Source organism: Pseudomonas delhiensis (genome assembly GCF_900187975.1).
Classification (GTDB): Bacteria; Pseudomonadota; Gammaproteobacteria; order Pseudomonadales; family Pseudomonadaceae; genus Pseudomonas; species Pseudomonas delhiensis.
The window spans coordinates 98,531-104,530 of record NZ_FZPC01000027.1; the positions used below are offsets into that span (position 1 = coordinate 98,531).

Annotated in this window: 5 protein-coding genes; 3 read left to right on the top strand and 2 right to left on the bottom strand. The window is 67.3% G+C overall.

Translation table 11 applies throughout. The annotated features are described in order from the left end of the window. Nucleotides 1–387 precede the first annotated feature (387 nt). On the top strand, nucleotides 388–1,917 hold the full coding sequence (locus CHC02_RS23080; protein WP_089393744.1) for a nucleobase:cation symporter-2 family protein: 1,530 nt from the start codon (nucleotides 388–390) through the stop codon (nucleotides 1,915–1,917). A gap of 402 nt (nucleotides 1,918–2,319) precedes the next feature. On the opposite strand, the gene ptrR is transcribed toward CHC02_RS23080, so the two are convergent. Further along, a complete protein-coding gene (gene ptrR / locus CHC02_RS23085; RefSeq protein WP_089393745.1) occupies nucleotides 2,320–3,192 on the bottom strand; it encodes a putrescine utilization regulator PtrR in 873 nt (290 codons plus the stop codon). 158 nt (nucleotides 3,193–3,350) lie between these two features. Here ptrR and CHC02_RS23090 point away from each other — a divergent pair, with 158 nt between their 5' ends. After that, nucleotides 3,351–4,736 (top strand): NAD-dependent succinate-semialdehyde dehydrogenase, encoded by a 1,386-nt coding sequence (locus CHC02_RS23090; RefSeq protein ID WP_089393746.1) that lies wholly within the window; start codon nucleotides 3,351–3,353, stop codon nucleotides 4,734–4,736. A 95-nt stretch (nucleotides 4,737–4,831) separates the two neighbouring features. Further along, nucleotides 4,832–5,536, top strand: a complete 705-nt coding sequence (locus CHC02_RS23095; RefSeq protein ID WP_089393747.1) for a glutathione binding-like protein — start codon at nucleotides 4,832–4,834, stop codon at nucleotides 5,534–5,536. Between the two features lie 289 nt (nucleotides 5,537–5,825). Here CHC02_RS23095 and CHC02_RS30015 read toward each other — a convergent pair. Further along, nucleotides 5,826–6,000 (bottom strand): methyl-accepting chemotaxis protein (locus CHC02_RS30015; protein ID WP_141137696.1); only part of this gene is annotated, 175 nt, incomplete at its 5' end.

Sequence of the window (6,000 nt, forward strand, 5' to 3'; positions counted from 1 at the left end):
GCCGCGAACGGTTCCCCGTCGCGGCGTTTTTCATTTGGGCGCCCGCTGGACAGCACCATCTTGAGGCCGCGGCGCCCGACTTCCGTGCACTTCCTCCCTCTGGCCACTTCGCTCCATGGCCGCCCCGATGGTCGGGCCCTAGCGCCACGCGGGCCGTGCCGACCAGCGACACCCTTGCATCCAAAATTCCTGACGACATGGCCAGGTTCTTGCTTCGCTCCGGGCGGCGTGCAGGCAGCCGCCTGCGCATTTCACGGAAGATTATTTTTTCTTTCGAATCAAATAGTTCAGAGCGTCGAGCAAGATTTTGTATACAAGGTAGTAGCCAAACACGCACAACCGTGTCTACATTGCTCGGCACAACAAAAACAAGCGAGTCCTCCAGCCATGAATGACCGTTCAGCTGTAGCGTCTTCCAGCACCCGCCCGGAAGACGAGAACCTCGGTGTCGGCGCCAACCTGGCGTACGGCCTGCAACACGTTCTGACCATGTATGGCGGCATCGTCGCCGTGCCGCTGATCCTCGGCCAGGCCGCCGGCCTGTCGCCCGCCGAGATCGGCACCCTGATCGCCGCGTCGCTGTTCGCCGGCGGCCTGGCCACCTTGCTGCAGACCCTCGGCCTGCCCTTCTTCGGCAGCCAGCTGCCGCTGGTGCAGGGCGTGTCCTTCGCCGGGGTGGCGACCATGCTCGCCATCCTCACCACCGGCTACGAGGGCGGCGGCATCCCGGCCGTGCTGGGGGCGGTGATGGCGGCCTCGGCCATCGGCCTGCTGATCACCCCGGTGTTCTCGCGCATCACCAAGTTCTTCCCGCCGCTGGTCACCGGCGTGGTCATCACCACCATCGGCCTGACGCTGATGCCGGTGGCCGCGCGCTGGGCCATGGGCGGCAACCCCAAGGCCGCCGAGTTCGGCAGCACCGCCAACATCGGCCTGGCCGCCGTGACCCTGGTGATAGTGCTGCTGCTGAGCAAGCTGGGCAGCGCCGCCATCTCGCGCCTGTCGATCCTGCTGGCCATGGTGATCGGTACCGGCATCGCCTACGCCGCGGGCATGACCGACTTCTCCAGGGTGGCCGAAGGCCCGATGCTGGCCATGCCGGAAATCTTCCACTTCGGCATGCCGACCTTCCACGTGGCGGCGATCATCTCCATGTGCATCGTGATCCTGGTGACCCTGGTGGAAACCTCGGCGGACATCCTCGCCGTGGGCGAGATCATCGGCACCAGGGTGGACTCCAAGCGCCTGGGCAACGGCCTGCGCGCCGACATGCTGTCGAGCATCCTGGCGCCGATCTTCGGCTCCTTCACCCAGAGCGCCTTCGCCCAGAACGTCGGCCTGGTGGCGGTGACCGGCGTGAAGAGCCGCTACGTGGTGGCCACCGGCGGGCTGATCCTGGTGACCCTCGGCCTGCTGCCGGTGGTCGGCCGGGTGGTGGCCGCGGTGCCCCCGGCGGTGCTCGGCGGCGCCGGCCTGGTGCTGTTCGGCACCGTGGCGGCCAGCGGCATCCGCACCCTGTCGAAGGTGGACTACCACAACAACATGAACCTGGTGATAGTCGCCACCGCCCTGGGCTTCGGCATGCTGCCGATCGCGGCGCCGAACTTCTACCACAACTTCCCGGGCTGGGTGGAAACCATCTTCCACTCCGGCATCAGCTCCTCGGCCATCATGGCCATCGCGCTGAACCTGCTGTTCAACCACTTCAAGACCGGCAACTCCGACCAGCAGTCGGTGTTCGTCGCCGCCGAGGAACGCACCCTGCGCTACCGCGACATCGCGGCGCTGAACGAGGGCGACTACTTCCTCGACGGCAAGCTGTTCGACAAGGACGGCAACGAGGTGCCGGTGATCGACGAGGAGAACGAACACGCCGAGCACGCGCCGCCGAGGACGGTGAAGGCTGTGGTCCACTGACGACCAGAACGGCCCCGCGAGGGGCCGTTTTCATTAGGGGGCTGGCGTTTTACGCCTATCGCGGATGAAATCCACTCCTACGGGATATATGCCGTGCCCATCGGCAACCTCCTGTAGGAGCAGGCCCTGCCTGCGATTTCGCGCGCAGGGCGCGCTCCTACAGGGGAATGGCGTGGGTGGGGCGGCGTAGGAGCGGATCTCATCCGCGAATCGCGCCGGTGGTTCCGGCTATCGCGGACAAGGTCCTCCTACGTTGCAGGCGAGCATGGCTTCTCGTAGGAGCGAGCTTGCTCGCGAACAAACGCGGTGCCATGCGGTTCGCGAGCAAGCTCGCTCCTACGAAGAGCACTTCGGTAGAGCCTGTAAGACAGTTGCTCCTACGTTGTTTTCTGGGTTATACCCCTACGCCGCATCCCGCCTTTCCGGCTCCAGCAAGCCGATGAAGGCCCGCAGCGCCGGGGTGTCGGTGCCGCGGCGCCAGAACAGCCAGGTGGTGGCTTCGGCGTGGCCGGGGGCCAGGCGGTGGATGGTCACGTTGCGCCCACCCGCCAGGCTGTCGAACATCGCCCTGGGGATGATCGCCACCCCGCCCCCCGCGGCTATGCAGGCGAGCATGCCGTGGTAGGACTCCATCTCCATGATCTTGCCCGGCACCACCCGCTGCTCGGCGAACCAGCCTTCCAGGCGCTTGCGGTAGGAGCAGCTGTCGCGGAAGGCGAACACCGTCTCCCCCGCCACGTCGCGGGCGTCGCGCACCGGCGGGTGGCCCTGGGCGCTCATCAGCACCAGTTCCTCCTGGAACACCGGGCGGCCGTCCAGCTGCGGGTGGTTGGCCGGGCCGTCGGCGAAGGCGGCGATGAAGCGGCCGGCCAGCACGCCGTCGATCATCTCCCCCGAAGGGCCGGTGGAAAGGTCCAGCTGCACCTTGGGGTAGCGCTGGTGGTAGCGCGCCAGCAGCTCGGGGATGCGCACCGCCGCGGTGCTTTCCATGGAGCCCAGGGAGAAGCTGCCGTGGGGCTCGGCGCCGCTGGCCACCTGGCGGGCTTCTTCCACCAGGTCGAGGATGCGCTCGGCGTAGTCGAGGAAGCTGCGCCCGGTGGGCGACAGGCGCAGGCGCGACTTCTCGCGGATGAACAGTTCGGCGCCCAGCTCGCCTTCCAGCTGCTTGATGCGCGTGGTCAGGTTCGACGGCACACGGTGCAGGCGGCCCGCGGCGGCGGTGATGCTGCCGTCCTGGGCGACGGCGCGGAAGAACTCCAGCTGGGTCAGGTCCATGTTTCTCTCCGAAAGAATGGTTCTTTCTGAATTATTCATTTGTCATGAAAGGTACGCCACCTTAATTTCTCCGCCATGCCGGCGCCAGTGGCGCCGGCCCAACGACCCACGCCGCCGACCAACGGCGGCAAGCCCCACCTGCCGTGCAAGGACCTTCCATGAACCAGATCGCCGCCATCCCCGCTGCCATCTCGCGCAGCCCCGCCACCGGCCAGGAACTGGCCCGCTACCCCTTCGAGGACGCCGCCCAGCTGGAAACCGCGCTGGCCCGCACCGACGCCGCCTTCCGCCAGTGGCGCGATACCCCGGTGGCCGAGCGCGTCGCCGTGCTGCGCAGGATGGCCGAGGTGCTGCGCGCCAACGTCGAGCCCATGGCCCGCATGGAAGCCCGGGAAATGGGCATGCCGGTCACCCAGGCGCGTGGCGAGATCAACAAGTGCGCCAACCTCTGCGACTGGTACGCCGAACACGGCCCGGCCATGCTGGAAGACGAGAAGACCAGCATCGAGGGCGCGTACATCTCCTACCTGCCGCTGGGCCCGGTGCTGGCCGTGATGCCGTGGAACTTCCCCACCTGGCAGGTCATGCGTGGCGCGGTGAGCATCATCCTCGGCGGCAACACCTACGTGCTCAAGCACGCGCCGAACGTCATGGGCTGCGCCTACCAGTTGCAGAAGGCCTGGCGTGATGCCGGCCTGCCGGAAGGCGTGTTCGAGGTGCTGAACGTCGAGCCGCCGCTGGTCTCCAAGGCCATCGCCGACGAGCGTATCGCCTCCATCGCCGTGACCGGCAGCGTCGGCGCCGGCGCGGCCATCGCCTCCCAGGCCGGCGCCGCGCTGAAGAAGTGCGTGCTGGAGCTGGGCGGTTCCGACGCCTTCATCGTGCTGGCCGACGCCGACCTGGACGCCGCGGTGAAGGCCGCCGTGGCCAGCCGCTTCGGCAACTGCGGCCAGGTGTGCATCGCCGCCAAGCGCATGATCGTCGAGGAATCCGTCGCCCCGGCCTTCACCGAGAAGCTGCTGGCCGCGGTCAAGGCGCTGAAGATCGGCGACCCGCTGGCGGACGACACCTTCGTCGGCCCCATGGCCCGCTTCGACCTGCGCGACGAACTGGACGGCCAGGTGCAGCAGGCCATCGCCGACGGCGCCAGCCTGCTGCTGGGCGGCCACAAGCTGGAAGGCGAAGGCAACTACTACGCGCCCACCGTGCTGGCCGACGTGAAGCCGGGCAACACCGCCTTCGTCAAGGAAATCTTCGGCCCGGTGGCCTCGGTGATAGTCGCCCGCGATGCCGAGCACGCCCTGGAACTGGCCAACGACAGCGAGTTCGGCCTGTCCGGCGCCATCTGGAGCGCCGACAAGGCCAAGGCCCAGCAGATGGCCCGGCGCCTGGTCAGCGGCGGCGTGTTCATCAACGGCTTCTCCGCCTCCGACCCGCGCGTGCCGATCGGCGGCGTGAAGAAGAGCGGTTTCGGCCGCGAGCTGTCGCACTTCGGCCTGCGCGAGTTCCTCAACCCGCAGACCGTCTGGATCGACCGCAAGTAAAGCTATAGTCTTGGCCTTTGGCCCGCGCCGCTCTCCTGGGCGCGGGCGTTGTACGCCCCGGCACCGTGCCGGGGCGTCCCACTTCAGGAGGTCCCATGATCGAGCTGTACTACTGGCCCACCCCCAACGGCCACAAGATCACCCTGTTCCTCGAAGAAACGGGGCTCGACTACCGCATCCACCCCGTCGATATCAGCGCCGGCGACCAGTTCAAGCCGGAGTTCCTCGCCTTCTCGCCGAACAACCGCATGCCCGCCATCATCGACACCGCCCCGGCGGACGGCGGCGAGCCGATCAGCGTGTTCGAGTCCGGCGCCATCCTCGTCTACCTCGCCGAGAAGACCGGCCGCTTCATGCCCGGCGACGTGCGCGGGCGCAAGACGGTGCTGGAATGGCTGTTCTGGCAGGTCGGCGGCCTGGGCCCGATGGCCGGGCAGAACCACCACTTCGTGCAATACGCGCCGGAAAAGCTGCCCTACGCCATGCAGCGCTACATCAACGAGACCAACCGCCTGTACGGCGTGATGGACAAGCGCCTGGCGAAGGTGCCCTACCTGGGCGGTGAGGAATACAGCATCGCCGACATGGCCAGCTACCCCTGGGTGGTGCCGTGGCAGCGCCAGCAGCAGGACCTGGACGAGTTCCCGCACCTCAAGCGCTGGTTCGAAGGCATAGCCGCCCGACCGGCGACGGTGCGCGCGTATGAGAAAGGCCAGCCGTTCTCCTCGCGGCCGTCGGTGACCGAGGAAAGCAAGAAGATCCTCTTCGGGCAGACCGCCGCCAGTGTGAGCAAGGGCTGATCGCGGACAGAGTCGCTCCTACGCGGGCCGAGCCATGCCATTCCCCTGTAGGAGCGCGCCCTACGCGCGAATCGCGGGCAGGGCCCGCTCCTACAATGGGGCGACATGGGAGACGCGAATTTTGATCCAGTCACCCCCGCGAACGAGGGAGCCCAGAAGACAGTTGCTCCTACGTTTCCAGGGATGCACGGTCGTAGGAGCGGACTCCGTCCGCGATTGTCATCGGCCACGCTGGTGGCGCGGGCCACTGTGAATCGGGCTCGCTCCTACAGGGAAGCGCCTTCTACGGTTACACGCGGAACTGCCCCATCAACCCCTGCTGGTGATTCGCCAGGTCGTTCAGCGACTGGCTGATCTGCGCCGATTCCCGGGCCTGGCCGGACAGCGACTCGGTCACGTCGCGGATGCCCGCCACGTTGCGGTTGATCTCCTCGGCCACCGCGCTCTGTTCCTCGGCGGCGCTG